The organism is Deinococcus betulae, from assembly GCF_020166395.1.
Taxonomy (GTDB): domain Bacteria; phylum Deinococcota; class Deinococci; order Deinococcales; family Deinococcaceae; genus Deinococcus; species Deinococcus betulae.
This window is the reverse complement of the sequence record NZ_JAIQXU010000015.1, coordinates 1-25,405: the sequence shown is the minus strand read 5'-3', so window position 1 is coordinate 25,405 and position 25,405 is coordinate 1. Positions and strand designations below refer to the sequence as shown.

Below are 25,405 nucleotides of genomic sequence, written 5' to 3'. Positions count from 1 at the left end.
ACCGGCTAGGCTGACGGAGTGTCCACTGACTCTTTAGCTGCCCTGTTGGACGAAGCAAAGCACACGAACACCAGCACCCTGGTGGTACTCAAAGGCGGCGAGGTGCTGCTGGATGAGGTGCTGGACGGCGAAGGCGACCGGCCCCTGGAAACCATGAGCGTGACCAAAGCTGTGCTGAGCCTGGTTGTGGGCCGCGCGGTGATGCTGGGGCATTTGCCAGGTGCCGACGTGAAGGTCAGCGAGTTTTTCCCCGAATGGCGGCAAGGCCGCAAGCGTGACCTGACGCTGCGTCATCTGCTGACACATACCAGCGGCCTGCACAACCACCCCCATACGGGTCAGGACATCTATCCGAGCCAGGATTTTGTGCAGTTGGCCCTGTGCGCTGAACTGGACCACGACCCCGGCACCCATTTCGCCTATAACAACAAGGCCGCCAACCTGATTTGTGGCGTGCTGGAACGGGCCACTGGGCAGAAGGCTGACGACTTTGCCCGCGCTGACCTGTTTGGCCCGCTGGGCATAGACGACTGGTCGTGGCAGCGCGACCCCGCCGGCAACCCACACGGCATGAGCGGTCTGCGCCTGCACGCCCGCGACCTGGCGCGGCTGGGACAACTGGCGCTGAATGGGGGAGAGTGGCTGATAGAAGCGGAGTGGATAGAGCAGAGCACTCACCCTGCTACGCCTGTCTTCCCCGAGATCGGCCTGCTGTGGTGGATGCTGCCGGCCTGGACGCGCTACAGCGTCACGGCCGAAAACGTGCGGGTACTGGAGGCCGCAGGGGCGGACCCGCGTCAGGTGGCCGCGCTGGGCCGTTGTTTGTGCGATCAGGTCAGCCGTGACGAGGTCCTGGCGCTGATTCGTGGAGCAGGCTTCGTGCCGCAGGACGCTCCGGCGGGCGTGGCGTGGTTGACCACAACGCGCGGTCCCCAGGTGGGCTTCCGGCATGACGGACACCGGGGGCAGAACCTCGTCATAGACCGGCGGCGTGGGGTGGTGGCCGTCCGCCTGATCGCCTGGGACCACCTGCACGTGGAGGCCCCGGAGAGTGCCTTCAGCGCTTTTCCTGACCGGGTGCTGGGGCTGTTTGAGAAGAGAGAGGCCTGATAGCTCGGTCCTGCATGGAGCCGCAATCGCGCCTCCGCTGGGGCCATTTATGCGGCAGAGTCTGAAAGGTGACGTTTACCCTGTCTTCCGGCCAGCCCCCTTCATTGCCAGAACTGACTGACCTGTACAGCTCCGTTGGATGGACAGCCTACACGCGCGAGCCACAGCGCCTTGGTCAGGCTGTTGAACAGTCGAGCTTTCTCTGGACGGCGCGGGAAGATGCCGGCCGTCTGATTGGCCTCGTTCGCGGCCTGACGGATGAGGTCAGCATTCTGTATGTGCAGGACATTCTGGTGTGCCCCAACTGGCAGCGCCGGGGCGTGGGGCGGGCCCTGCTGGACGCGGTGCTGGCGAGGTACGGCAGCGTGATGCAGATGGTCCTGCTCACCGACAATGATCCTGGTCAACTGGCCTTCTACGCCTCACTGGGCTTCCAGAACACCAGACATTTGACGCAGACGCCCCTCAATGCCTTTTACCGCTCGGCGCTGGGCCCGCTGAGCTGAGGTCTGCCCGGAGGCGGGAGAGAGGCCGTCATCCCCACGCGCCACCCCTCTTCCGTAAGTCTTTTGGCTCGCGGTTGCTTCTGGCCGCGCCGCGTACACTCTTCCGGTGACTGTCGCTGCACCCAATCTGGCCAAACTGCTGCCCGCCGCCCCGCCTGGAAACTTGCTGCTGCTGCCGCAGGTGGCGCGGGCGGCGCTGTTCGCGGCGTTCCCTGGCCCGGCCGTGCTGCTGACCACGCCCGACCGCCTGGGCAGCTACGTGACCGCCGGTGTGCTGGGCTCGCCCGTGACCGTCAATCCCGGCCTGCGCGACTGGGACGCCCGCCACGACCATGTGGTGCTGGACGTGAACACGGCGCTGGACCTGTTTCCGTCCCGGCCCGAAGACCACGCCCTGACCCTGAAGGTGGGCAGCAGCTACCCGCGCGAAAGCCTGCTGGACCGCTTGGAGCGCCTGGGCTACGAACGCGGAGAAGAACCCGGCTTTGAGATCAAGGGCGATACCCTGGAACTGCGTCTCCTGGCCGGTTCGGGCTTGCCCGCCGAGGCCGAAGAAGGCCTGTGGGTGCGCGCCGAGTTCTTTGGCGACGAACTGGACACCCTGCGCCTGATGAAGCCCGGCGAGCTGACCGGCGAAAAAGCCCAGAGCTTTACCCTGGAACCCACCGCCGATTACCTGACGGAAGTGAAATGGGACGCCACGCGCCTGGAATTGCTGCCAGGGCGCGTGTTTCTGGACTCGCCCGAGTTCTACGCCTCGGCCCTGGGGGTGCTGACCGACACGCTGTGGCCCCGGCTGGCCGGGCGCGAGGTGACCAGCTTTGGCCGCTCGCCGCTGGCTTTGCCTGACCTGGACACGGGCCTGCTGACCCTGCCGTTCTACCGCGCCCGCCTGAAGGACCTGGAGCGTGATGTCGAGGAATGGCGAGCCGCCGACTACCGCGTCCTGATTCTGGTCCGGCACGACCGCACCGCCTCCTATCTGGCTGACAAGCTGCTGAACACCCACGAAATTCCCTGGCTGAAGATTCCGCGTGTTCCAGAAGGAGGACTGGGCTTCCTTCGCGCGGCCGGCGAGGGCGGGTTTGTCATCCCCGAGCACAAGACGGTGCTGCTCACCGAAGACCTGATTTACGGGTTCCAGGGCGGCAGTGCGCTGCGGGGCAAGCGCCTAGGCGGCAAGCCGGTCACCGACGCGCTGGGCCTGCATGTGGGCGACTACCTGATTCATCCTGAACACGGCATCGGGCAGTTTGAGGGCCTGGAAACCCGCAAGGTCCTGGGCGTCACGCGCGATTACCTGAACCTCACCTATCGGGGCGGTGCGCGCCTGAGCGTCCCCATTGAGCAGTTGCCGGTCTTGCGCCGCCACCCCGGCACCACCGACGACCCACCCAGCCTGAGTTCCTTTGACAAGAAGGACTGGGCCAGAGCCAAGGAAAAGGCGCGCAAGAACGCCGAAGAGGTGGCCGGCAAGCTGCTGGTGCAGTACGCCGCGCGGCAGGTGACGCCGGGCAACGCCTTCCCGGCGCAGCCCGAGTGGGACAGTCAGGTGGAAGGCAACTTCAAGTTTGATCTGACCGCCGACCAGAAAACGGCCCTGAAAGAAACCATGCGTGACCTCGAAAAGGCCAATCCCGCCGACCGCCTGATTTCCGGCGACGTGGGCTTCGGTAAGACCGAGGTGGCCCTGCGCGCCGCGCACCGCGTGGTGGGCCACGGCAAGCAGGTGGCGGTCCTGGTGCCCACGACGCTGCTGGCCGAGCAGCACACCTCGACCTTCGTCGAGCGCTTCAAGGGGTTGCCAGTGCGGGTGGAAGGACTGTCGCGCTTTACCAGTCCGCAGCAGGCCAAGAGCATCCTGGCCGACACTGCGAAGGGCAAAGTCGACATTCTGATCGGCACCCACCGCCTCCTGAGCGGCGACGTGGCGTTCCGTGACCTGGGCCTGATCATCGTGGACGAGGAACACCGCTTTGGCGTGGGCCAGAAGGAAAAACTGCGCGCCCTGCGCGGCCTGCCCGAAGTGCCCAAAGACGGCAAGATCGAAATTCCCGAGGATGTGCGCGCCGTGGACACCCTGGCGCTGTCGGCCACGCCCATTCCCCGCACCCTCTACATGAGCATGGTGGGTCTGCGCGACATGAGCAGCATTCAGACGCCGCCCAAGGGCCGCAAGCCCATTCAGACGGTGCTGGCGCCCTTTGACCCGATTACGGTGCGCGACGCGATCTTGAGCGAAATTGAGCGCGGCGGCAAGGTCTTTTACATCCATGACCGTATTGCCAGCATCGGCGCCCGCAGTCTGTATCTGCGCAACCTCGTGCCCGAGGCGCGCATTGGCGTGGCCCACGGCCGCATGAACGAAGAAGAGCTGGAAGAAATCATGCTGGGCTTCGAGCAGGGCGCCTTTGACGTGCTGCTGGCGACCACCATCGTCGAAACTGGCCTGGACATTCCCGAGGCGAACACGATTCTGATTGAGCGCAGTGACCGCCTGGGTCTGGCCCAGCTGTACCAGCTGCGTGGCCGGGTGGGTCGCCGCGCCCAGACCGCCTACGCCTACCTGTTCTACCCGCCGCGCATGACCGAAAACGCCCAGCGCCGCCTGTGGGCCATTGCCGACCTGCAAGATCTGGGCAGCGGGCACCTGCTGGCCGAAAAGGACATGGAGATTCGCGGGGTGGGCAACATTCTGGGCGAGGAACAGCACGGGCATGTGCAGGCGGTGTCTATTGACGTGTACACCGAACTCCTGGCCGAAGCGGTGGCCAAGCTCAAGGGCGAGAAGATGGAGGCGCCCGTCAATATTTCTATTGACCTGCCCATTGACGCCCGCCTGAGCCCGGACTACTTTGACCGCGACGAGGAAGCCCGGATTGCCACCTACGGCCGCCTGAGCGAAAGCCGCACCCTCCAGGCCATTTCGAGGGTCGAACGCGACCTGCGCAAGAAATACGGCCCGCCCAGCCCCGAGGTCCAGAACTTTATTGACCTCGCCAAGTTAAGGCTGACGGCGGCGGCCAAGCGCGTGCTGACCATCGGCGGGACGATGACGCACTTGCAGGTGACATTCGCGTACAAGAGTCTGGACTACGACGCGCCGGGTCTGCGGCGCTACCCACACAAGACCGAGGTCCAGATGTTCCCGCCCAGCGTGAAACTGGACAAGCGCGGCATCAAACCAGATGACTACGCGCGAACCCTGATTGACCTGCTGGGATACTTTGGGTGAGCGAAGCAGTGCGCGCACAACTGGATGCGATCAATTGGCGCCTGTACGAAACAGCCTATGGATCTGCCGAAGCTGTCCCAGATCAACTGTTTGATCTGTTAACGGGCAGCTCTGAGGTGCAACTCGCAGCGGCCCACCAGTTGTGGTGCGCGCTCTGTCATCAACATGCCTACCTGTCTTCAGCGGCAGCGGCGGCGTTACCGTTTCTCCTGCGTGCCATTCAAGGTCCAGAAGCTGCCGTCAGGGAGGCAGTTTTAAATATCCTGTCGGGGTTTGCCTATCACTCTGTGCCACCCCGAACAGGCGAGCAGCCAAGCTGGGTTACGGAAATACGTCGCGTGCTTCTTCAGTGCCAGAGTGAATTTGAAATCATCGCTCAGCAGGAGACGGGCGAGAGTCAGGAGTGGGCTAGCCAGATTCTGGAAGATCTGAACACAACCAGCCGCTATAGAAGTTTGTTCTGAAAAGAAGTCGGCGGCGCAGCGGTATCTTTCACCTACACTTCCCCTATGACCACCGTGCCTCCGACCCTGCCGGTGACGGCAGTGGCCTCTGCTCCCGCCGTCTACCGCGTCACCACACGGCAGAACCTGCTGACCATCCTGCTGGGGTGGTGGCTGCTGGGCGGGGTCTTTACAGACGGCTGGGCCCACAACAGCTACGGCGAGTCGCTGGAAACCTTTTTTACGCCCTGGCATGCGGTCTTTTACAGTGGGTTTGCGGCGGTTGCGGGGTGGTGTCTGTGGTTGGCCTCGCGCGGGTGGCAGCAGGGGCGGCGTGGCCTGGCGGCGTTCCCAGAGGGTTACCATCTGGCGGCGCTGGGCGTGCCGATTTTTGCCCTGGGCGGCGCCGGAGACCTGACGTGGCACACGGTTCTGGGCATTGAGGTCGGGATTGAAGCCCTGCTGTCGCCCACCCACCTGCTGCTCTTTCTGGGGGCCATGCTGATTGTGGCCTCGCCCCTGAACGCGGCGTGGCGCTCGCCCGCGCGGCGCACTGAAGGCGGGGGGGTGCGCTGGGTGGCGGCGCTCTCAGCGACCTCGCTGCTGGCCATGACGGCGTTTATGCACATGTACATGTGGGGGCTGCTGACCGTACCGCAGGGCCTGAGCTACGTGCAAACGCGCGGCGAACTCAGCGCGGTGCTGCTGACCGCCGTCATCATGGCCGCGCCCGTGCTGCTGGTGCTGCGGCGCTTTGCCTTGCCTTTTGGCGCGGTGGGCGTCATGTACGGCCTGACCAACCTGGGCATGAGCGTGATGCTCACGCCCGGCGAATGGCAGATGCCGCTGCTGGCCTTGGGCTGCGGCTTGGTGGTAGACGCCCTGCACGCGCTGCTGCGCCCGTCGGCGGTGCGGGTGTGGGCGCTCCGGGCCTTCGCCTTCCTGTTGCCTCTGGTCGTGTGGGGGCCATACCTGGGTGAAGGCGTGCGCCAGGGGGCCAGCAACCTGAGCCTGGAGTTGTGGCTGGGCGTGGCGGTCATGGCCGGTCTGGGCGGCGTGGCCCTGAGCGCGCTGATCTTCCCGGCGCCGCTTCCACCAGAAGCGGCAGAAGGCTGAGCGCGGCTTTGGGATTTGAAGACAGCAATTGGCCAATGAGGCTTTTCAGGTGCTGCTCGCGCTGGCGAGTGACCAAAACACGGGCGAGCAGCCTCGCAGGCTCAGGTCTGGGGGCGGAGGTCTTCGGCCAGCGCGACAATGATGCCAGCCGGGCCGCGCACGTAGCAGAGCCTGTAGATGTCCCGGTAGTCGGCCACCTCGCCAATGAGTTCAGCCCCGTGTGCGCGAAGCCGCGCAAGTGAATCGTCCACGCTCTCCACGGCAAACATGACACTCCGCAGGCCCAGGGTGTTGGGCGGCGCGGCGGCGGGCTGAGCCTCCATCAGGGGAGGGTGACGAAAGCTGGTCAGCTCCAGCCGCCCGTGCCCGTCGGGCGTTTGCATCATCACGATGTCCACCTGGACCCCGTCGAGTCCGTTGATGCGGTCTACCCAGGGCCCCTCAATGGGCGTCTGGCCGATGGTGCTTAGACCCAGCGCCGTGAAAAATGCGGTGGCGGCCGTGAGGTCCTCGACGACGACACTGATGTGGTCCAGTCGCTTGATTGTCATCTCTCTGGCATCCTAGCGACTGAGGGCAGGCGTGTTTGCCTGTCAAGCCGATTATCTGATACGGACTCCGATTGAATCGAGCAGAATGCTCGATGAAATCCGAGTGGAGCGAGCAGGAACAGATGCGGATTCCGCGATATGGAGGCGCAGACGGTGCCTTTCCGGCTGTGCTGCAATTAAGCGGAATCCGTATGAGGGGTGGCTGCTGGTGGCGCTTGCCTACTCTGTGGCTTGTGCATCGGGACAGCCTCCAGACCACTGTGGCTTTGGATAGAGTCCGGCCTCTGTCTTGCAGGCCCAGTTCTGTCTGCAACTGCCTAGTGGTGGTGCTCCGGCACAGTTGGGAGAGGCGTCGCTGTGCCTCCCCGTATCTGGAGCAGGCTCGTCATTGTCGCTATTTCGCCCCGCTGCAAGGTCACGACTTGTCGGGCCAGGCGGCGCACAGTGGTCTGGAGGCTGTCCCGCAGCGGTTCACTCATGCTCACGGCGCCCTGATGGTGGCGAATCATCAGCCGCAAAAACGATGCCTCGGCTTGAGGCAGGGGCAGAGTCCACAGCGCCGCAACCTCCTGCGCCGAAGCCATGCCCATCGCGCGGGCGTGGGCTGGTGTGGGGCGCGGCTCCTGGGACTGCCCCCAGCCGGCCAGCCAGCCCCGCATCTGGCGCAGCTGTTCTTCCTGCCCCAGCGTGATGTCCAGCGCCACCGAGCGCAGCGAACGGTCCCGTGAGCGCCTGAGCATGGGCGCACTCAGCGCCAGCGCCTGCTCGTGGTGAACCAGCATGTGGCGCACAAATTGGGTTTCTGGGCTGTCTGCGGTGGGCGTGGCCGGTCTGGGCTGGCTCAGCAGCAGGCCCCCGCCCAGCAGCAGCGACGCCAGGACGCCTGCGGCCACGCCCCGGTTCATCTGGCCTGGGCGTCGTACAGGCGCTGCCGGTCGCGGAAGGCCGCCTTCTGCGCGGGCGTGGTCTGGGCGTGGCAGTGCTCACAGCTCACGCCTTCCTCGTACTGCAGGTGGTCACGTTCCTCTGGCGTCAGCGGCCAGCCGCAGGAGTGGCACATGGCCGCCCCGCCCTCGCGCAGGCCGTGGCCCACCGTCACCCGGCCGTCAAACACAAAGCATTCGCCCTGCCAGCGGCTCTGCGTCTCCGGCACATCCTCCAGGTATTTCAGGATGCCGCCTTGCAGGTGAAACACGTCCTGGTAGCCGCGTGCCCGCAGCAGGCTGGTGCTTTTCTCGCAGCGAATCCCGCCCGTGCAGAACATCGCCACGCGCTTGCCACTCAGCTCGTCGGCGTGGGTGTCCAGCCACGCGGGAAACTCGCGGAAAGAGTCGATCTCGGGATTCACCGCGCCTTCAAAGGTGCCGGCCTTCACCTCATAGCGGTTGCGGGTATCAATGACCACGACATCTGGCGCCGTGATCAGGGCGTTCCAGTCCTGCGCAGCCACATACTGCCCGGCCTGCGAGGTCGGTTCGACGGGTATGCCCATCGTCACGATTTCTGTTTTCAGGCGCACCTTGAAGCGCTTGAAGGGCTGCTCGGTCGCCCACGACTCCTTGTCTTCCAGCCGGTCAAAGCCCTCGGCGTGCAGGGCGGCACGCAGGCGGTCAATGCCGGTCCGCGAGCCAGCCACCGTGCCGTTCAGGCCCTCATGGGCCACAATCAGGGTGCCGCACAGTCCCTCCGCTTGCCCCAGCGCCAGCAGCCTCTCTCTGAGCCCTTCAGGGTCTGGCAAGGCGCGGAACTGGTACAGGGCGGCCACCACAAAGGGCGCCGCAGCAGGCTCGGCAGGCACAGCAGACATCCCGGCCATGATAGCGGGGGCGCGTGGTTGCAGCGGTATTCGGTGGCCTGGCCCAGGGGAAAATGCCGTCAGAAATTCCACAACGGCCGCTGACAAGAGACAGAGCCTTGCACAGCTCCTCCCTGCACCCAGCACCCTGACGCTGGGCTGATATACGCTGCCCATTCTTGCGGGCGTGACCCGATTTGCCGCGCTGCCTGCCGCCCTTATCCTCAGCACCTTGCTCTCGGCCTGCGTGCGCCCCGCCGCGCCGGAACTGCCGCTGGTGACCACCCTCAACTTCACGGCCTTTGACGCCCAGCAAAGCGCCCTGAACCTGCGCGCAGGCAAGAGTCAGAAGCTGTCGCTGGACGCCGAACCGGAATACATCGCAGTGAGTGCCGACAGCCGCCGGGCCTACGTGACCCTGCAAGAAAGCAACGCTGTCGCCACCCTGGACCTGACGCGCGGCGAAATTGTGGGCCTCAAATCATTGGGGTTTAAAAATCACGCCCTCGCCGCCAACGCCTTTGACCCCAGCGACAAGGACGGCGGCGTCAACCTGAAGACCTGGCCGGTGCTGGGGGCGTATATGCCTGACGCCATCGCCAGCATCTCGGTGGGGGGGCAGACCTACCTGCTCACCGCCAACGAGGGCGACACCCGCGATTACGGCGCGGCGTATCTGGACGAGGTCAAGGTCTCGGCCCTGACGCTGGACGCGGCGGCCTTTCCCAACGCGGCCACCCTGAAAGCCGACGCCGCTCTGGGCCGCCTGGTGGTCAGTAAGCCCGATGCCGACACCGACGGAGACGGAGACGCCGACCGGCTGGTGGCGTTCGGTGCGCGCAGCCTGAGCGTTTGGAACACGGACCTGGGCCTGGTGGCCGACACCGGCAGCCTGTTTGAAGCCAAGACCGCTGAACTCAGCCCCACGACCTTTAACAGTGGCGGTACGGTCAGCACCTTCGACACCCGCAGCGACAACAAGGGGCCAGAGCCCGAAGGTGTGGCGACCGGCGTGGTGGCGGGGCGCACGCTGGCTTTTGTGGGCCTGGAGCGCACGGGCGGCGTCATGGTGCTGGATGTCAGCACGCCCTCGGCCCCAGCGTTTGTGGACTACCGCCACACCGTGACCCCCACCGCCGACCCCAAAAGCGGCCTGGCGGGCGACCTGGCCCCCGAAGGGCTGCTGTTCATTCCCGCTGCCGACAGCCCCAGCGGCAAGGCCCTGCTGGTTGCCAGTCACGAGGTCAGTGGCAGCGTGACCATCTACGCCGTGGAAGACAGCGGCAAGCTGACCCTGGCAGGCCGCTACCAGGCCAGCCCCTACGCCTACGACCAGGGCGTGGCGGAAATCAGCGCCTACGACAAGGGCAGCAAGCAGCTGTTCGTGGTCAACGGCGCAACCGGCAGCCTGGACATTCTGACCCTGGCCGATGTGGCCCAGCCCAAACTTGTGAAGTCCGTCAGCCTGGCCGCTTATGGCCGCAGTGCCAACAGCGTGGCGGTCTCAAACGGAGTCGTGGCGGTGGCGGTCGAAGCGGTCATCAAGACCGACCCCGGCAAGGTGGCCTTCCTGAAGCCCGACGGCAGCGAGCGGGCTCCCGCCATCGCTGTGGGTGCCCAGCCCGACATGCTGACCTTCTCGCTGGACGGGCAACTGCTCCTGACCGCCAACGAGGGTGAGCCCAGCGCCGACTACAGCGTGGACCCGGCGGGCAGCGTCAGCCTGATTAACGTGAGCAAAGCGCTGGCTGCGCGCTAAAGAAGCCAGGCACGGGGAAGAGGCGCCAGAGCAGGATTTCTGGCGCCTTTTGCATAGCGTTGGGGCCAGGCGGGAGTGGTTGTGACCAAGCCCCACAGTCCTGTCTACGGCGCAGGACACTGCCCGGCCTTACTGCTGAGCGGCGTAGTCCATATAGGCATTGACCTGCGGGGCCCAGAACAGGGTCAGGCCCAGCAGGAAAGAAGTGACGCCCCAGACGGGCGAACCGCCCAGGGCCAGCTCAATGGCGCCGGTACTCCAGAGGATGCACACCTCAATGCGGGCCCAGAGCTTGCCCTGATAGACCGGCCAGCACAGCAGCGCTGTACCAGCGAAGAGTCCCGCGCTCAGATACTCTGTCTGGCCAGCGGCTATCCCCAGAGCCACATTCAAGGCCAAGGACCCCAGCTCCAGCCCCAGGATCAGAAGGGTTAGTCGCCAGCCGCTCACAATGACAGCCGCGTCGTGGTTCACGGTGCGAGTGTAAAGGTCGCCAGGGCCTCCCGCTGCCTCATCTGCGCGGTTTGGCGCATTTCGCTGTCCCCCACCTCTGCTAGCCTGATGGGCGTGCCCACGCTGCTGACGGCCACTTCGCTCACCGTACGGTACGGGGAGCGGGCAGTGCTGGACGGCGTGTCTATCAGTGTCATGGACGGGGAGCGGGTGGCCCTGTTGGGCCGCAACGGCGCCGGAAAGACCACGCTGCTGCGCGTGCTGACAGGCGACCTGACGCCTGAGGACGGTGAGGTCTGGCGCGAGGCGGGCCTGCGGGTGGCCATCCTGGCACAGCACCACGCGCACCCCCCTGGCCTGAGCGTACAGGCCCTGGTGGACGCCGCGCACCCGTACCGCGATCTGGAAGAGGACCTGCTGGTGCTGGAAGCCCATCTGGGTGATCCGGAGGCCCTGGCCGCCTGGAGCGCCCTGCATGCCCGCCTGGACGAGGCCGACGCTTTCCGCTGGCCAGCGCGGGTGGCCCGGGTGCTGGGGATATTGGACCTGACCCGGTTTCGTCAACGAGAAGGTGCCACGCTCTCGGGCGGTGAAAAGACGCGCCTGGCTCTGGCCTTGGCCCTGGCCCGTGAACCTGACCTGCTGCTGCTGGACGAACCCACCAATCACCTCGACATCCGCATGCGCGAGTGGCTGGAAGGCTACCTGCGCGACTTCTCAGGCGGCGTGATTCTCACCAGTCACGACCGCGATTTTCTGGATGCGGTGGCCACGCGCAGCCTGTGGCTGGAACATGGTGAGGCCGCGCCCTACCCCGGCGGTTACTCCCGCGCCCGCGCCCAGCGTGACCTGGAACGCCGCACGCAGACCCGTGCTGCCCAGTTGGGCGAGCAGGAAGCCGCGCGGCTGACGGGCAGTGTTGAGACCCTGGACCGCTGGGGCCGCCGCTCGCGCGGCCTCAAGACCCGCGCGGCGCGCGTGGCCACCCCCGAAGCCCCGCTGCCCGAACGCCAGATTCGCATGCGGCTGCTGGCCGGCACCGCCCGCGCGCCCCTAGTGGCGTGGAGCCAGCACCTGAACAAACGCTACGGCGAGCGCGTGGTGCTGCAGGACGCCGCTTTTCGGCTGCGGCAGGGTGACCGCGTGGTCCTGATGGGCGCCAATGGGACCGGCAAAACCACCCTGATGCGCCTGCTGGCCGGCGAGCTGCACCCTGATCCGACTAGCCCTGACCCCCTGACAGGCGAGCGGGGGCCCGAGCCGCTGCTGCGCGTAGCGGCCGGCGTGACTGTGGCCAGCCTGGATCAGACCTGGCACGGCCTGACCCCCGGTGAGGGGCTGCACGCGCAGTTCGAGCGCCGCTTTGGGCGGCAGGCCAACAGCCTGCTGGGCCGCGCGGGTTTTGGGGCTGCCGACTGGCCCAAGTTCCCGGAAGAACTTTCGGGCGGGGAGCGGGCGCGCGCCGGGCTGGCGCTGGTCAGCGGGCTGCGCGCCGACCTGCTGCTGCTGGACGAACCCACCAACCACCTGGATGTCGAGGCGCTGCAAGCGTTAGAGGGCGCGGTGCAGGGCTACGGCGGCGCCGTGGTGATCGTGACCCACGACCGCCGCTTTGCCCGTGAGGTGGCCACCCGCCTGTGGCTGATTGAGGACGCCCAGCTGCGCGAGGTCAGTGGCTGGGGAGGCCGGGACTACCTGGACCCGGCGGCCACCCTCCAGGGTGACCCGCCGCCGCCGCTGCCGCCGCCCACCCCCCGGCAGCGGCTGGCTGGCCTGGAAGCGCAGCTGGGCGCCGCCCGCGCCGAGCTGGACCGGCCGCCGGGTGCCCTGACTGGCCGCGAGGAAGCCCGGCTGCGCGCTCAGGCCCACGAGCTTCAGCACACGCTATACGCCCTGTATGCCCAGGTCTGGGAGGCCCCCCAGTACGACGCCCAGGTGCGCGAGCCGCCGCTGACCGTGCGGGCGCAGCGGCTGGGGCCAGAGGGCGGCATGTTCTGGGCCGCCGGCAACGAGGGGTGTCCCCACCTGGCCTGGGACGGCTGGACCCTGCGCTGGAACGGCGAGCCGCCCGCGTGGTACGGCGCGGCGCTGCTGGGCGGCACGCTGCGGATTCTGTTTGAACACTGGAATGTGGGCCGGGCCGAACTGGGCGAGGGCGGCCTGCACCTGACCCGCCGCGCGTACTTTGAGCGGCTGGGGCTGGCACCGGTCCGCCGCTGAGCTGGCCCGCTCTCCGCTATACTTCCGCGCATGGAAGACCTCATCAAGGGCCGCCTCGGCGGAGCGGACGGCTACGGCATCCGCTGCGTCATTGACGGCGACACCATCAAGGGCCGCGCGGGCGGCAAGCTGCACGGCAAAGACATCGCCCTCGAAATTACCGAACGCGGCGTGCAGGGCAGCGTCGGCGCCGACCCCGTCAAAATCGAGTTGCAGGACGGCGAGCTCAAGGGCAACGTGGGCCCCCAGAGCCTGACTCTGCGCGGCGTGGACCGGGTCACCGGCTACATGGGCGAGCCGATTGTGGGCTGGAACGTCGTGGCGCAGCAGACCGGCGAGAAACTGGTCGGCCAGCTGGGCAGCACCGTGCTGGGCCGCCCCTTTGAACTCGACCTGGGCAGCGCGCCCGGCTGGGTGGGCACCCTGGTTGCTGTGGTGGCCTTTTACGCCCTGGAACCCCGCGCGAACGTCACCGTCAGCCGCTAAAACCTGCTGCTTTCGCGCCGCCCGCCTTGGCTGGGCGGCGTTGTCATGGCCTATAAGCAGTCGGCCTTCTATATGCCTTGACAGGAATATTCTGTAAATGGCATAATCTGCCTATACCCAAGGAGGTGAGAGGCAACTGATGTGAACACGCAGACCTTTCAGGCCCTGGCCGACCCGCACCGCTTTCAGATGGTGGAGTTGCTGCGCCAGGCCCCACTGACCGTCGGTGAGCTGGCGGCCCGCCTTGACCTGAAACAGCCGCAGGCCTCCAAGCATTTGCGCGTCCTGAGCGACGCGGGCCTGGTGGAACTGCGCCCGCAGGCCAACCGCCGCATCTGCCACCTGCGCCCAGAACCTTTTGAGGCGCTGGACGACTGGCTGACCACCTTTCGGCAGCTGTGGCAGGGCCGGTTTGACCGGCTGGACGACTACCTTCAGCAGCTTCAGCCTCCCGCTCCCGACGCCCCCTCAGATGACCAAGGAGAGACGCCATGACCAGCGCCACGCCCACCCTGACCCACCACACCGAAGACAACAAAGAACTCGTGCTAGAGCGCACCTTTGCGGCGCCACCCGAACTCGTGTTTGCGGCGTTCACTCAGGCTGATCACCTGCGGCAGTGGTGGGGACCACGCGGCTGGACCCTGACGCACTGCACGGTGGATCTGCGCCCTGGGGGCCGCTGGCATTACTGCATGAAGTGCGTTGACCCCACCCAAGGCGACTTTTACGGCATGGAATCCTGGGGCCTGGGCATCTACCAGGAGATTGAGGCGCCGGGCCGCCTGGTCTACACCGACTATTTTTCTGACGCCGAGGGCAAGATCAACGAGGAACTGCCCACCACCCAGAGCATCCTGACGTTTGAAGAGGTAGACGGGCAGACCCGCGTGGTCAGCCGCTCGGTGTACGCCACGCCGGAAGCGCTGAAAACGGTCCTGGACATGGGCATGCTTCAGGGCATCACGGAAACCTGGGACCGCCTGGCCGAGTATCTGCCGAGCCAGTAAGGCAAAAGAGAAAGCCGCCCTCAACCTATGGGGGCGGCCTTCTCGTGTCTTCTGAAGCCAGAAGGAGGTCTCCAACCTCCAGCTTCTCCCTTAGTTGAGGGCGCCTGTCTGAAACTGGAAGGCACTGCCGTCATAGTCCACGGTCAGGCTGCTGCTGTCGGGTACGTTTCCCTGCAGAATCTCGCGGGCCAGCGGCGTTTCGATCTCGCGGCTGATGGCGCGGCGCAGGGGCCGGGCGCCGAAGGCGGGGTCATACCCCACTTCGGCCAGGCGGTCCTTGGCGGCGGGCATTAGGTGCAGGCTGATGCGGCGCTCGGCCAGGCGCTTAATCAGGCCGCGCATCTGGATGTCCACAATCTTATGCAGGTCGGCGGCCGTCAGCGCGTCGAACACGATGATGTCGTCCACGCGGTTCAGGAACTCGGGCCGGAAATGGCCCTGCAACTCGCCCATGACGGCGTCGCGGATGGCGGCCGAGTCCTCGCCCTGATGCTGCATTTCCAGAATCAGGGGGCTGCCGATGTTGCTGGTCAGGATAATCAGGGTGTTGCGGAAATCCACCGTGCGGCCCTGGCCATCCGTCAGGCGGCCGTCGTCCAGCACCTGAAGCAGCACGTTAAAGACGTCAGGGTGCGCCTTTTCAATCTCGTCGAACAGCAGCACGGCGTAGGGGCGGCGCCGCACGGCCTCGGTCAGCTGGCCCCCTTCCTCAAAGCCCACGTAGCCGGGAGGGGCCCCGATCAGGCGCGCGACCGTGTGCTTTTCCATGTACTCGGACATGTCAATGCGGACCATGGCGTCCTGACTGTCGAACAGGAATTCGGCTAGAGCCTTGGCCAGCTCGGTCTTGCCCACGCCGGTCGGGCCCAGGAACATGAAGCTGCCCAGGGGCCGGCCGGGGTCCGAGAGGCCCGCGCGGCTGCGGCGAATGGCGTCGGCCACGCTGACAATGGCACGGTCCTGGCCAATGACGCGGCCGTGCAGCTGCTCTTCCAGCTTCAGCAGCTTCTCGCGCTCACCTTCCATCAGCTTGTTCACGGGAATGCCAGTCCAGCGGCTGACCACCGAGGCGATGTCTTCTTCAGTCACCTGGGTGTGGGCAAACTCGGCGCCCTTGAGCTTCTGCTCCAGGTCGTGCACTTCTTTTTCCAGCTGGGGCAACTTGCCGTACTCCAGCTCGGCGGCGCGCTGCAGATCGTAATCGCGTTTGGCCTTCTCGATATCGGTGCGCACCTGATCGAGCGCCTCGCGCTTTTCACGCAGGGCGGCGACTTCCTGCCGCTCGCCTTCCCAGCGGGCGCGCACCTCGCTCAGCTCGTCGGTAATGCCTTTAAGGGTGCCTTCAATGTCAATCAGGCGGTTTTGAGAGTCCTGGTCTTTTTCCCGCTTCAGGGCCTCGCGCTCAATTTCCAGTTGCAGCTTGCGGCGCTCGAGCTGATCAATGCGCTCGGGGCTGCTCTCCAGCGCCATGCGCAGGCGGGCGGCCGACTCGTCAATCAGGTCAATGGCCTTATCCGGCAGCTGCCGGTCGGTGATGTAACGGTGAGACAGCTGCGCGGCGGCGACCAGCGCCGGGTCGGTGATTTCGACATTGTGGTGAACCTGATAGCGCTCCTTGATGCCGCGCAGGATGGAAATGGTGTCTTCCACGCTGGGCTCGTCCACGAAGACCGGCTGAAAGCGGCGTTCTAGGGCGGGGTCTTTCTCAATCTCGCGGTATTCGCTCAGGGTCGTCGCGCCGATCAGGTGCAGCTCGCCGCGCGCCAGGGCGGGCTTGAGCATGTTCCCGGCATCGGGGCTGCCCTCGGTCTTGCCGGCCCCCACGATGGTGTGAATCTCGTCCACGAACAGGATGATGTCGCCCTGGGACGCGATCACCTCGTCAATCACGCCCTTCAAGCGCTCCTCAAACTCGCCGCGAAACTTGGCCCCGGCCAGCAAGCTGCCCATTTCCAGGCTGACGATCTGCTTGTCCTTCAGGCCGTCGGGCACGTCGCCTTTGACAATGCGGATGGCGAGGCCCTCGGCAATGGCGGTTTTGCCCACGCCGGGCTCACCGATCAGGACGGGGTTGTTTTTGGTGCGGCGCAGCAGAATCTGCATGGCGCGGCGAATCTCCTCGTCACGGCCAATCACGGGGTCAAATTTGCCGTCTTTGGCGCGCTCGGTCAGGTCGGTGCCGTACTTGGCCAGGGCGTCAAACTGCTGTTCACTGGTCTTGTTGGTCACGGTTTTTCCTTTGCGCTGTTCAGTGACGGCGCGGTTCAGGTCAGCTTCGGCCGGCAGGCCTTTGCCCTTGTATTCGGCGCGCACGGCCAGCAGCAGCGCGTCGGCCGCCACGAACGAGTCGCCCAGTTGCCCCGCCAGCGTATCGGCGGCGCGAAAGGCGCGGGCCAGTGCGGGGTCGAGATAGAGGCTTTCGCCGCCGCCCTGCACGCGCGGCAGCTTGCCCAGGTCGGCGTCCAGTGCGGTGCGGATGGTGCTCAGGTTGCCGCCCGCCAGGGTCAGGGCGCGGGCGGCCGTGTCGTTGTCGGTCAGCGCGCGCAGTAGGTGCGCGGGGGTCAGGTTCTGGTGCTGCATCTGCTGGGCCAGCTGCTGTGCGGCCTGCACCGCCTGCGTACTGGCTTCGGTCAAGCGTTCGGGATTCAAAAGGGGAAACCTCCAGAAGCGGGGGAGAGGTCGGGACTCAACTCCCTCTATTCTGAAACTTGAGTGCAGTTGTGTCAAGTTTATTGCGGGTTTAAGAAAGTGGCGAAGGTTTCAGGGACGCAGCGGAAAAGCCCCGTGGGGACAATCCACGGGGCCAGAGGCAGTGCAGTCTCATACGGCTTCCAATTAAATCGAGCGGAATGCTCGATGAAATCCAAACGGAGCGAGAGGGAACGACGACGGATTTTGCGCTCTGGAGGCGCAACCGGTGCCTTCCCGGCTGTGCCGTCATCAAATGGCAGTCTGTGTCAGGTCAGGCTGCCTAGCAATGTCGCCTACTCCCTGCGCCCCACCAGCCGCTTTACCTCGACAGAATGTAGTTCAGGCCGGTTGCTGGGTCCATCACGTGCAACGCGCCGTTAAAGCCAACCAGCAGCTGAGTGCTGCCCGGCACCGGGTAGAGGGTCGCGCTGCTGCCCCGGCCCTTGCTCAGGGGCGTGCCCTTGGCCGGTTCAATCAGGGTGCGGTCTCCCGTGGCTGGGTCAATCTTGACCAGCGCAAACGGCACCGCCGAAACCTGGACCTGGGTGGTGTACAGGGCGCCCCCGCTGTAGGCCAGCGCGCTGCCGATATGGGCGGCGCCCTGACCCTTCTTGAACACCTGTGCCCCGCCTTGGTCGGTCTGCCCGGAAATCAGGCGGCGCTCGCCCGTCTTGAGGTCCACGCTGACCACGATGTAATTGGGGTTTGGCCCGCCTGAGGCGTACAGCGTCGTTCCGTTCACCGCAAAGTCGCCAAACTGCGGCCCGGTGCCGGCTAGGCTGCTGGTCCAGGGAATCCCGCTGCCCTGCACGTTGTCCCCGTTGACATCAAAGCGCGAGACCGAGGTGCAGCGGTAATCATTCTTGGCGTCTAGCTTGAACAGCGCGAAGCCGGCGGCAATGGGCGCGTTGTTGCCCAGCAGGTACACGCTGCCGTCCCCATCAACAGCTATGTAGGGCATGGGCAGGGCTGGCGTGACCGCCTTGGTATTGACCTGCGTGCAGAAGTAGCCGTTGCCAGGCGCCGTGGGTTGAGGCTGGGGCGCGGGGGCTGGCGCTGCCGCCGTCTTGTTGCCGCCCAGGAGCCCACCCAGCAGGCCGCCCACATTGACGTTGCCGATGGGCGTGGACACTGTGGTGTTGGGCACGGTCGGCGCAGAGGTGCTGGGGCTGCTGCTGGCCGCAGCGGGCCGGCGCGGGTCGGCGTATTTCAGTTCCACGCTGTCACGCACCCGCGTGTCGGCGGCCGTGGTGGGGGTCCACAGCAGGGTGCGGTCCCCGGTGGTGGGGTCAATGCGGATCAGTTGCCCGGCGTAGGCCACCAGTGAACCGTCGGGCAGCCGCTGCACGTCGGTCACACTGCCCAGTGTGTACAGGTCCAGCAGGTCGCGGTCACCCTGCACCTGCACGCCCCTGCCCACCTTCTCGACGGTGTTCAGGTAGCCGCTGACCACGCGGCGGTTGCCGGTGTTCAGGTCAATCGCCATCACCACGCCAAAGGGGTCGGTGTTGCGCAGGGTTTCCAGCGCCACGTACAGCGTTTGGCCGTCGGGTGTGACAAAGCCGCCGCGCAGCTGCTCGCTGCCGCCCTGGTAAAAAGAAGAGCCGCTGCCCACCGTGCCCACGCCGTCCGGGGCGTTCTTGGCCACGCAGCGGGCGTTGGCCGTGTCTTTGGCGCAGTCGATCATGGTGGGCACGGCGTGGGCCTGCGGCGTCAGCAGGCCGAGGGTCAGAATCAGGGCAAATCGCTTCATGAGGTTCCTCCAGAAAAGCTTGTGGACAGCAGCGCGGCACAGGAGCGCAGGGCAAAAGCCCGGCCCCGCCGCGTTGATTGCTTCCGGAGTCTAGAACGTGAAGTTTTGCACGCCTGCCTCAAGTGCCCTTGACTCGGCCCCGTTCCATCTGTAAAGCGGCGCCGCCAGATGAACGCTGGGGCCCGCCCACCAGTTCCATCATCCCGGTGCCGCGCGTGGGCTGGCTGGCCCAGGTGCCCTGCACCTCTATGGGGCCTTCCCAGTAGTCAATGCGGTTGCTGCGGCTGCGCAGTTCCTGCTCCCGGCGCAGGGCGCGCACCGTCAGGTCAAAGTCGTCGGCTTGCAAGTGCCAGCCCAGGGCGTAGGTGTGACCCGCCAGGCTGGTCCAGGTCGCGCCAGGTGTGGCCCGCAGGCCGGTCACCGCCCGCACCTGACCGCTGGGGTCCACCACACTGCCGATCAGCTGCGCCACCTCACCGTCTGGCCTGCGCACCCGGTAGACCATCAGGTCGTCGCCGCCCTCCAGATGAACGCTGAACCAGTCCCACAGCGCCGTCTGCCCCGGAATCTGATTGCCCCACTGGTGGTCCAGCCAGGCCTGTCCCTGCACGGGGCGCCCGTTGACCGTGCCGCTCAGCGCCAGCCACGTGACGCTCTGGTAGTACAGCGCCCCCACCTCTGGCCCGCCGCTGTAGCCGGGCGGATGAATGACTGGCCCCTTCAGCGGCGTCAGGGTGAGGTCCAGCGGCCCCGCCTTGAGCTCGAAGGGCGCGGTGGAAGAGGTGCCCTGCTGCTGGAAGGTCCAGCCCTGCTGACTCAGGCGCAGCGGGGGAAAGCTGGCCTCGCCGCCCCCTGCTGGCTGTTCCAAAAAGCTCAGGCTGCCGCTCTTCAGGTCCGTCACCGCCACATGCGAAATCATCAGCGGGACTGGCAGCCGCGTGTCCCGCACCCGGAACTGCGCCCAGTGCAGCGCCAGCGCCTCGGACGGCAGGTAAGCGCTGACATACCACCATTCCATCGGAAAGTTGTGCGGGCCGTAGTCCGCAGGGCTGGGCCGCGCGGCGGGGTCAACCGCCAGTTGCACCGGGGTGCAGGCGCCCAGCAGCGCGGCGGTCAGGAGGAGCAGCAGACGTTTCATACGGGTTCCGAAAAATTCTGGAACATATTCCGGAATGTTTCCGACCGGACTGACCAAGCTGCGCAGCAGAAGGAAAATGATGGATTTCTGGGAATTGGGCTTGCAAAGCGCCGCAGGCGTGGAACGCCCGGCTCCCTCCCGGATGTTAAGGAAATGGACAGAATCTGTATCACGGCCGCCGCCTCTCCCTGTCTGCGCTGCCCAGCCAGCAAGGTTGAGGCCGATCTCCACAGCGGAAGGTCGGCCCCAGGACGCAGCAGGATCTTTACTCGTCGCCCAGGTAGGCTTTGCGCACGCTTTCATCCTTGGCGATGTCGGCGGCGTTGCCCGACAGCCTGATTTCGCCGGTTTGCAGCACATAGGCGCGGTGGGCGATGCTCAGGGCCATGTTGGCGTTTTGCTCTACCAGCAGCACGGTGGTGCCGCGCTCCCGGTTGAGTTTGACGATGATGTCGAAGATGGCCTCTACGAACAGGGGCGAGAGCCCCATGCTGGGCTCGTCCAGCAGCAGCAGCTTGGGGTTGACCATTAGGGCGCGGGCGATGGCCAGCATCTGCTGCTCGCCGCCCGACATGGTGCCGCCCAGCTGGTTTTCGCGCTCTTTCAGGCGCGGAAAGAACGTGAAGCCCTCCTGAATCCGGCTTTCGATCAGGGCGCGGTCGCTGACCGTGTAGCCCCCCACGTCCAGGTTCTCGCGCACCGAGAGGTCCTTGAAGATGCGCCGACCCTCGGGCACATGGCTGATTCCCCGGTTCAGGATGTGATGGGCCGGAATCCCAGCGATGGACTGCCCCTTAAAGGCCAGGCTGCCGCGCTTGGGTTTCATCATGCCGCTGATGGTGCGCAGGGTGGTCGTTTTCCCGGCCCCGTTGCCGCCAATCAGGGCCACGATTTCGCCCTCGTTCACGGTCATGGAAATGCCCTTGAGGGCGTGGATGTGGTCGTAATACGTGTGAACGTCGTTCAGTTCCAGCATGGTGTCAGGCATGGGGGCGCTCTTCCTTCCCGTACTCGCCGGCCGCCGCCCCGCGGCCCAGGTACGCTTCCATCACGCGCGGGTCGTTGCGAACCTGGTGGGGCAGACCCTCGGCAATCTTGCTGCCGTAGTCCAGCACCGTGATGTGCTCCGACAGGGTCATGACCAGGCGCATGTCGTGTTCAATCAGGCAGACTGTCACGCCCAGCTCGTCGCGAATCCGACGAATCAGGGCCTTCAGGTCCTCGGTCTCGCGCGGGTTCATGCCGGCGGCCGGCTCGTCCAGCAGGATCAGCTTGGGCGTGGTGGCCAGCGCGCGGGCGATTTCCAGCTTGCGCTGGTCGCCGTAGGGGAGGTTGGTGGCCAGCTCATTGCGCCACTTGCCCAGGCCCACGAAATCCAGCATCACGCGGGCAGCGTCGCGCGCTTCCTGCTCGGCCCCGTGGAACTTTTTCGTGCGCAGCACCGCGTCCACAAAGCCACTTTTCAGCCGCGAGTGCCGTCCCACCATGATGTTTTCCTCGCTGGTCATGGTGGAAAACAGCCGGATGTTCTGAAAGGTGCGCGCAATGCCGGCCTCGGTCACCTGGTCGGGACGCAGGCCCACGAGTTCGCGCCCGGCCAGGCGAATGGTGCCCTTGGTGGGCTGATAGATACCCGTAACCATGTTGAAAAAGGTCGTCTTGCCCGCGCCGTTCGGTCCGATCACGCTGACGATGCTGCGCTCGGGAACGCTCATGGTCACGTCGCTGACTGCCGTGAGGCCGCCGAAGACCTTGGTCACACCGGCCACGTCCAGAATAGTTGCCCCGCTCACTTCGCGCCTCCACTGCGGTCATTTTCGTTGGCGGGGGCCAGCCCCGGACTGTAGACGTCGCCCTGGTTGCCCCTACCCAGCGCGCCCGCATTGCCGTCTACGCTGTCGTCTTCCTGGTTGTCGTCGTGATGCAGTTCCAGCTGACGGCGGCGGCTGGGCAGCAGCCCTTCAGGGCGCACCAGCATCATGGCCACCAGAATGGCGCCGAAGATCAGCTTTTGCAGCTGGGCCGGGTTGACCTGCTGGGGAATCCAGTCCACGTTGGCGGTGGCTTCGCCCAGGCCGGGCAGCACGCGGAACCGCAGTAGCGCCACGACAGCGGCGCCCAGCACTACGCCGGGCAGCGAGCCCATGCCGCCCAGAATCACCATCGCCAGCACCATGATGCTTTCGTTCAGCACGAAGCTCTCGGGGCTGATAAAGGTCTGCTTGGCGGCAAAGATCATGCCCATGACCCCGGCGAACGAGGCCCCGGTCGCAAAGGCGATCAGCTTGGTTTGCAGCAGGGGCACGCCCATCGCCTGCGCCGCCACCTCGTCGTCACGGATGGCGATCCAGGCGCGGCCGATGCGGCTCTTGTCCAGCCGCACATTCACCATCATGATGACCGCAATCACGGCCAGCACCAGCAGGTACAGAAACAGCAGGTTGTACTGCGCTTCTTCAAACCCCAGTGCACCGGCCAGGGCGTTAAACCACGGCACCGAGGCGCTGCCGACTGGGGTGATGCCCTGAGAGCCGGCCGAGTACAGGTCGAGGTTCAGGGCCAGCACGCGAATCACTTCGCCCAGGCCCAGGGTGATGATGGCCAGGTAATCGCCCTTCAGCCTCAGCACAGGCAGGCCGATCAGAACGCCCACCACGGCGGCTGTGAAGATGGCCAGCGCCAGGAACAGCCAGAAGAACGCGGGGTTGATGCCGCCGGCCAGGCTGTCGGCCTGCCCCGACATCAGCACCAGGATGGCGCGGGCGGTCAGGATGATGCCGGCCACCAGACCCAGACTCGCCAGGCGGAAGCTCCAGGTGGTCGCGGCCGTGGCGGCGGTGCGCTTGGTCAGGCGGTTGAGGTACACCATACTGGCCGCCGTGATGACGGTCAGGAACAGGCCCAGCGCCAGGGTGCTGGCGTTGGTGGCGCCGGGGTTCTCGCCGAAGTAGCTCAGGATTTCCGAGAAACGGGGGCTGCCAAAGATGGACCAGGTATACGCGCCCACCGCGAAGAAGGCGATATACCCCAGGTCCAGCAGACCGGCCAGACCCACCACGATGTTCAGGCCCAGCGCCAGCGCGGCGAAAATCATGACCTGAATGCTCAGGTCCAGCAGGCTGGTGTCGGCGCGGCCCGCCAGGGGCAACACCAGCAGCAGGCTGCCGGCCCCCACGACGGCCTTGACGGCCGGGTGCGCGCGCCACAGGTAGGCAAACAGGATGTTGGCCAGGAAGAGGCTGACCAGCAGCGCTTCCACGATGGGGTTTTTCAGCGCGGCGCCGACGCTCCCCAGTTGGTTCAGCAGGTCGCCGTTGTGAGAAACCAGCAGGCCTGCGCTGGTGACCAGGAAAAACAGCAGCAGCAGCACCGACTGCTCGGCGCGTGAGGCCCGTGCGGGCCTGCGGGGCGCGGCCGTCATACCTTCTCCACGTTGCTCTTGCCGAGCAGACCGGTGGGTTTGAAGATCAGAATCAGCACCAGCACCAGGAAGGCCCCGATGCGCTGATAAGAGGCGTCAATCGCTTCCAGGTTGGCAATGCCCGTGACACTGCCCAGCACACTCATGGCGCCAATCAGACTCTGGATGACGCCCAGGGTCAGGCCGCCCAGCACCGCGCCCGGAATCGAACCGATCCCGCCCAGCACGGCCGCCGTAAAGGCGATGATGCCAGGGTCAAAGCCGCTGTAGGCGTTGATGGTCCCGAATTTCATGCCGAACAGCACGCCGCTGATGCCGCCCAGCGCCCCGCCGATCAGGAAGGTCAGGCTGATCATGCGGTTGCCGTCAATACCCATCAGGCCGGCGGTTACGCGGTCCTGCGCGGTGGCGCGAATGGCCTTGCCCATGCGGGTGCGGTTCACCAGATAGTTCAGCGCCGCCAGACTGACCAGCGACACCACGATCACGATCACGTCCGTGACCTTGATGCGCACGCCGATGCTGTTCAGGAAGGTGCCCACACTGGCGCAGGAACTCTCGGCGCCGCAGAACGGCCCGGAAAAGCCGGCAGGCAGGGTATAGGTCAGGTCAAAGCGGCCCTGGAAGCCTTCAATAATTCGCAGCACGTCCTGCAAAATCAGCGAGACCCCAATTGCCGTAATCAGCGGGACCAGTTTGGGGGCGCTGCGCAGGGGCCGGTAAGCCAGGCGCTCAATCAGCACGTTCAGCAGCCCCGAGACCAGCATGGCCGAGATGAGCGCAATGATCAGCTTCAGGTAGCCGTTGATCTCCACGCCGGCCAGTACGCGAAACACTTCAAAGCCGACCACGGCGCCGGTCACGAAGACCTCGCTGTGCGCGAAATTAATCAGCTGCAGCACGCCGTACACCATGGTGTAGCCCAGCGCGATGATGGCGTACACGAAGCCCAACACCAGGCCACCGACAATCACTTCCACCAGGAACGGCAGCAATGTGGCGAGATCCAAAAAACTCAACTCCTTTCTAATCCAGAGGTGGGGGCGCCGCCCACGGGGGGCGTGGCCACAGAAAACGGGGGGCAGAGAACAATGCGGCGTTCCGGCGCCTGTCAGCGCGCCTACTTGGTTGAACTCCGTTGCTGCGCATCGTACCCCGTTTCACAAATGTCTGGTTCCAGCGGCGCAGGCTGCCTGTCCAGCTTTGGGGGTCAGCCCAGCCGGCCTCTTTTCCTGCCTTCTTGCCAGAACGGCAGAAAAAGAGGCCGGGCGCGTGGCCCGGCCCCAGGATGGTACGGGGTCTTTGGTGAAACCCGCTGCCCTTACTGCTTGACGGGCTTGACGGGGATGCTGGTGCTGAGCTTGAACTGCCCGCTGGTGACGTTCATCACGTACAGCGTGGCGGCCTTGCGGTCACCGGCCGAGTTGAAAGCCACGCTGCCCGACAGCAGGCCGGTGTAGCTGCCCTTGCGGATGGCGGTCTCGACCTGGGTGCGGGTGGGGAGCTTATTGCCGTTGGCGCGCACGGCGTTCAGCACGCCCTGCACGACCACCTTGGCGGCGTCGTAGCCGAAGGCGCCGAAGCCCTGGGCGTCGTCATTGAAGGTCTTCTTGTAGTTGGCGGCGAAGACCTTCGAGGCGGGCAGCGCGCTGATGGGCGCGGCCACGGTGGTGAAGTAGATGTTGTTGGCGTTGGCCTGACCCACGATGGTGGGCAGT

General features: G+C 65.6%; 22 protein-coding genes. 10 read left to right on the top strand and 12 right to left on the bottom strand.

Annotated elements, in window-relative coordinates; genetic code table 11:
* Window positions 1-18 precede the first annotated feature (18 nt).
* The 5 genes from K7W42_RS12130 to K7W42_RS12110 all read left to right on the top strand — a co-directional run bounded on the left by K7W42_RS12130 (window position 19) and on the right by K7W42_RS12110 (window position 6,410).
* Window positions 19-1,110, top strand: a complete 1,092-nt coding sequence (locus K7W42_RS12130; protein WP_224574960.1) for a serine hydrolase domain-containing protein — start codon at window positions 19-21, stop codon at window positions 1,108-1,110.
* Between the two features lie 68 nt (window positions 1,111-1,178).
* Window positions 1,179-1,616: a GNAT family N-acetyltransferase gene (locus K7W42_RS12125; RefSeq protein WP_224574959.1), complete on the top strand. Its 438-nt coding sequence runs from the start codon at window positions 1,179-1,181 to the stop codon at window positions 1,614-1,616.
* Between the two features lie 106 nt (window positions 1,617-1,722).
* On the top strand, window positions 1,723-4,851 hold the full coding sequence (locus tag K7W42_RS12120) for a DEAD/DEAH box helicase (protein ID WP_224574958.1): 3,129 nt from the start codon (window positions 1,723-1,725) through the stop codon (window positions 4,849-4,851).
* Entirely contained in the window at window positions 4,848-5,315 is a 468-nt protein-coding gene (locus tag K7W42_RS12115) for a hypothetical protein (RefSeq protein WP_224574957.1), read from the top strand. The genes K7W42_RS12120 and K7W42_RS12115 overlap by 4 nt, the downstream gene beginning before the upstream one ends.
* 45 nt (window positions 5,316-5,360) lie before the next feature.
* Complete coding sequence (locus tag K7W42_RS12110; RefSeq protein WP_224574956.1) at window positions 5,361-6,410, top strand: hypothetical protein; 1,050 nt, start codon at window positions 5,361-5,363, stop codon at window positions 6,408-6,410.
* Window positions 6,411-6,511: 101 nt separating this feature from the next.
* Here the strand turns inward: K7W42_RS12110 and K7W42_RS12105 are convergent, their stop codons facing one another.
* The 3 genes from K7W42_RS12105 to trhO all read right to left on the bottom strand — a co-directional run bounded on the left by K7W42_RS12105 (window position 6,512) and on the right by trhO (window position 8,768).
* Window positions 6,512-6,961 (bottom strand): VOC family protein, encoded by a 450-nt coding sequence (locus K7W42_RS12105; protein WP_224574955.1) that lies wholly within the window; start codon window positions 6,959-6,961, stop codon window positions 6,512-6,514.
* Between the two features lie 317 nt (window positions 6,962-7,278).
* On the bottom strand, window positions 7,279-7,854 hold the full coding sequence (locus K7W42_RS12100; RefSeq protein WP_224574953.1) for a DUF305 domain-containing protein: 576 nt from the start codon (window positions 7,852-7,854) through the stop codon (window positions 7,279-7,281).
* An 8-nt stretch (window positions 7,855-7,862) separates the two neighbouring features.
* Window positions 7,863-8,768: an oxygen-dependent tRNA uridine(34) hydroxylase TrhO gene (gene trhO / locus K7W42_RS12095; protein WP_224574951.1), complete on the bottom strand. Its 906-nt coding sequence runs from the start codon at window positions 8,766-8,768 to the stop codon at window positions 7,863-7,865.
* Window positions 8,769-8,943: 175 nt separating this feature from the next.
* On the opposite strand from trhO, the gene K7W42_RS12090 reads away from it, so the two are divergent.
* On the top strand, window positions 8,944-10,515 hold the full coding sequence (locus K7W42_RS12090) for a choice-of-anchor I family protein (RefSeq protein WP_224574949.1): 1,572 nt from the start codon (window positions 8,944-8,946) through the stop codon (window positions 10,513-10,515).
* Between the two features lie 129 nt (window positions 10,516-10,644).
* Here K7W42_RS12090 and K7W42_RS12085 read toward each other — a convergent pair whose 3' ends face one another.
* Window positions 10,645-10,989 carry a hypothetical protein gene (locus K7W42_RS12085; protein WP_224574948.1) on the bottom strand — a complete coding sequence of 115 codons (345 nt, stop codon included), beginning with the start codon at window positions 10,987-10,989 and terminating at the stop codon, window positions 10,645-10,647.
* A 93-nt stretch (window positions 10,990-11,082) separates the two neighbouring features.
* Here K7W42_RS12085 and K7W42_RS12080 point away from each other — a divergent pair, with 93 nt between their 5' ends.
* The 4 genes from K7W42_RS12080 (at window position 11,083) to K7W42_RS12065 (ending at window position 14,684) form a co-directional block, all read left to right on the top strand.
* Window positions 11,083-13,188 carry an ATP-binding cassette domain-containing protein gene (locus K7W42_RS12080; protein ID WP_224574944.1) on the top strand — a complete coding sequence of 702 codons (2,106 nt, stop codon included), beginning with the start codon at window positions 11,083-11,085 and terminating at the stop codon, window positions 13,186-13,188.
* Between the two features lie 30 nt (window positions 13,189-13,218).
* Window positions 13,219-13,674 carry a hypothetical protein gene (locus tag K7W42_RS12075; protein WP_157457576.1) on the top strand — a complete coding sequence of 152 codons (456 nt, stop codon included), beginning with the start codon at window positions 13,219-13,221 and terminating at the stop codon, window positions 13,672-13,674.
* 141 nt (window positions 13,675-13,815) lie between these two features.
* Complete coding sequence (locus K7W42_RS12070; RefSeq protein WP_224574942.1) at window positions 13,816-14,169, top strand: ArsR/SmtB family transcription factor; 354 nt, start codon at window positions 13,816-13,818, stop codon at window positions 14,167-14,169.
* Window positions 14,166-14,684, top strand: a complete 519-nt coding sequence (locus K7W42_RS12065) for an SRPBCC domain-containing protein (RefSeq protein WP_224574940.1) — start codon at window positions 14,166-14,168, stop codon at window positions 14,682-14,684. The genes K7W42_RS12070 and K7W42_RS12065 overlap by 4 nt, the downstream gene beginning before the upstream one ends.
* A 90-nt stretch (window positions 14,685-14,774) precedes the next feature.
* Here the strand turns inward: K7W42_RS12065 and clpB are convergent, their stop codons facing one another.
* From clpB to K7W42_RS12025, 8 genes are all read right to left on the bottom strand, one after another.
* Window positions 14,775-17,333 (bottom strand): ATP-dependent chaperone ClpB, encoded by a 2,559-nt coding sequence (clpB, locus tag K7W42_RS12060; RefSeq protein ID WP_224574938.1) that lies wholly within the window; start codon window positions 17,331-17,333, stop codon window positions 14,775-14,777.
* A 361-nt stretch (window positions 17,334-17,694) separates the two neighbouring features.
* Window positions 17,695-19,128 (bottom strand): hypothetical protein, encoded by a 1,434-nt coding sequence (locus K7W42_RS12055; RefSeq protein ID WP_224574936.1) that lies wholly within the window; start codon window positions 19,126-19,128, stop codon window positions 17,695-17,697.
* Between the two features lie 118 nt (window positions 19,129-19,246).
* Window positions 19,247-20,266, bottom strand: coding sequence for a lipocalin-like domain-containing protein (locus tag K7W42_RS12050; RefSeq protein ID WP_224574934.1), 1,020 nt, complete (start codon window positions 20,264-20,266; stop codon window positions 19,247-19,249).
* Window positions 20,267-20,531: 265 nt separating this feature from the next.
* On the bottom strand, window positions 20,532-21,254 hold the full coding sequence (locus tag K7W42_RS12045; protein WP_224574933.1) for an ABC transporter ATP-binding protein: 723 nt from the start codon (window positions 21,252-21,254) through the stop codon (window positions 20,532-20,534).
* Entirely contained in the window at window positions 21,247-22,059 is an 813-nt protein-coding gene (locus K7W42_RS12040) for an ABC transporter ATP-binding protein (protein WP_224574932.1), read from the bottom strand. Before K7W42_RS12040 ends, K7W42_RS12045 begins: the two co-directional genes overlap by 8 nt.
* Window positions 22,056-23,687 (bottom strand): branched-chain amino acid ABC transporter permease, encoded by a 1,632-nt coding sequence (locus K7W42_RS12035; protein ID WP_224574931.1) that lies wholly within the window; start codon window positions 23,685-23,687, stop codon window positions 22,056-22,058. Before K7W42_RS12035 ends, K7W42_RS12040 begins: the two co-directional genes overlap by 4 nt.
* Window positions 23,684-24,697: a branched-chain amino acid ABC transporter permease gene (locus tag K7W42_RS12030; RefSeq protein WP_224574929.1), complete on the bottom strand. Its 1,014-nt coding sequence runs from the start codon at window positions 24,695-24,697 to the stop codon at window positions 23,684-23,686. The genes K7W42_RS12035 and K7W42_RS12030 overlap by 4 nt, the downstream gene beginning before the upstream one ends.
* 311 nt (window positions 24,698-25,008) lie before the next feature.
* On the bottom strand, window positions 25,009-25,405 hold a 397-nt coding region (locus tag K7W42_RS12025), incomplete at its 5' end, for an ABC transporter substrate-binding protein (RefSeq protein WP_224574927.1).

Bases quoted from the DNA above. Each gene is read 5' to 3' on its own strand.
- K7W42_RS12110 (WP_224574956.1), top strand. From the start codon at position 5,361: ATGACCACCGTGCCTCCGACCCTGCCGGTGACGGCAGTGGCCTCTGCT.
- K7W42_RS12105 (WP_224574955.1), bottom strand. From the start codon at position 6,961: ATGACAATCAAGCGACTGGACCACATCAGTGTCGTCGTCGAGGACCTC.
- trhO (WP_224574951.1), bottom strand. From the start codon at position 8,768: ATGTCTGCTGTGCCTGCCGAGCCTGCTGCGGCGCCCTTTGTGGTGGCC.
- K7W42_RS12075 (WP_157457576.1), top strand. From the start codon at position 13,219: ATGGAAGACCTCATCAAGGGCCGCCTCGGCGGAGCGGACGGCTACGGC.
- K7W42_RS12065 (WP_224574940.1), top strand. From the start codon at position 14,166: ATGACCAGCGCCACGCCCACCCTGACCCACCACACCGAAGACAACAAA.
- K7W42_RS12055 (WP_224574936.1), bottom strand. From the start codon at position 19,128: ATGAAGCGATTTGCCCTGATTCTGACCCTCGGCCTGCTGACGCCGCAG.
- K7W42_RS12050 (WP_224574934.1), bottom strand. From the start codon at position 20,266: ATGAAACGTCTGCTGCTCCTCCTGACCGCCGCGCTGCTGGGCGCCTGC.
- K7W42_RS12045 (WP_224574933.1), bottom strand. From the start codon at position 21,254: ATGCCTGACACCATGCTGGAACTGAACGACGTTCACACGTATTACGAC.
- K7W42_RS12035 (WP_224574931.1), bottom strand. From the start codon at position 23,687: ATGACGGCCGCGCCCCGCAGGCCCGCACGGGCCTCACGCGCCGAGCAG.